Origin of the sequence: Pararcticibacter amylolyticus (assembly GCF_003130405.1) — a bacterium.
GTDB classification, from domain to species: domain Bacteria; phylum Bacteroidota; class Bacteroidia; order Sphingobacteriales; family Sphingobacteriaceae; genus Arcticibacter; species Arcticibacter amylolyticus.
In genome coordinates this window covers 34902-35935 of sequence record NZ_QEAS01000007.1, presented here as the reverse complement: position 1 = coordinate 35935, position 1034 = coordinate 34902, and the positions used below count along the sequence as shown (strand labels likewise).

The window sequence follows — 1034 nt, the reverse complement described above, 5'->3', positions numbered from 1 at the left end:
CATAAAACAAAATGCAAATCACATCAAAACCCGCCCGCGAATCGTACACAGTCATGAATGAACTGGTACTCCCTAATGACACGAATCCTCTGCACAATTTAATGGGAGGACGACTGCTTCACCTGATGGATATTGCCGCAGCTATTTCCGCTCAGAAACATTCTAATCATATCGTTGTAACTGCTTCTGTTGACAATGTTTCCTTCAAACAACCAGTTAAGCTGGGAGACGTCATCACGATAAATGCCAAGGTTACACGCGCCTTCCGCACATCTATGGAAGTCAGGATCGAAGTATGGAGCGAGAATATTCCATCGGGATCAAAAATAAAGAGTAATGAAGCTTACTATACTTTCGTGGCGTTGGATGGGGACGGCAAACCAGCTGTCATTCCGGAGCTGCTCCCCGAGACAGAAGAGGAAAAGCATCTTTTCGACACGGCCCAGTCGCGCCGCGAATTGCGTCTTATCGTTGCGGGTAAAATGAAACCGGAAGAGGCCTCCCACCTGAAAGCGATCTTCTTTCCGGAAGAATAAAAAGGTTCTTTGCTCAGAGGCTCTGGTTATGAGCTGTGATGTATTTATCACTTTAGATGTCTCACAGCTCACAACCTGATCCTGGCTCATGCATTTCCTAATTCCAGGATGCGGTCAAATTCTTCTGGTTTTAATGCCATCACGGAAAGCCTTCCCTGCTTTATCAGGCCGATATTCTGAAGACGCTCGTCCTTCTTGATCTGTTCAAGAGTAACCGTTTTCTTTAACGTTTCTACAGGTGAAAGATCTACCACTACCCAATTTTGATCTTCGGTAGTAGGGTCCTGGTAAGACTCCCTGACAACTTTTGCCACCCCAACAACCTCTTTCCCTTCATTGCTATGATAAAAAAGAACCAAATCGCCTTCTTTCATAGACTTCAGATTATTTCTCGCCTGGAAATTGCGGACGCCGTCCCAAAATGTTCGTCCGTCTTCGTTAAACTTCTGCCAGCTATATTTAAACGGCTCAGATTTTACTAACCAATAGTTCATGGAC

2 protein-coding genes are annotated in these 1034 nt (G+C 45.0%); one reads left to right on the top strand and one right to left on the bottom strand.

Features of this window, described 5'->3' with window-relative positions:
* The first annotated feature begins 11 nt into the window (after positions 1-11).
* Positions 12-536, top strand: coding sequence for an acyl-CoA thioesterase (locus tag DDR33_RS09575; RefSeq protein ID WP_109415563.1), 525 nt, complete (start codon positions 12-14; stop codon positions 534-536).
* Positions 537-622: 86 nt separating this feature from the next.
* Here the strand turns inward: DDR33_RS09575 and DDR33_RS09570 are convergent, their stop codons facing one another.
* Positions 623-1030: an EVE domain-containing protein gene (locus DDR33_RS09570; protein ID WP_109415762.1), complete on the bottom strand. Its 408-nt coding sequence runs from the start codon at positions 1028-1030 to the stop codon at positions 623-625.
* Between the last annotated feature and the right edge of the window lie 4 nt (positions 1031-1034).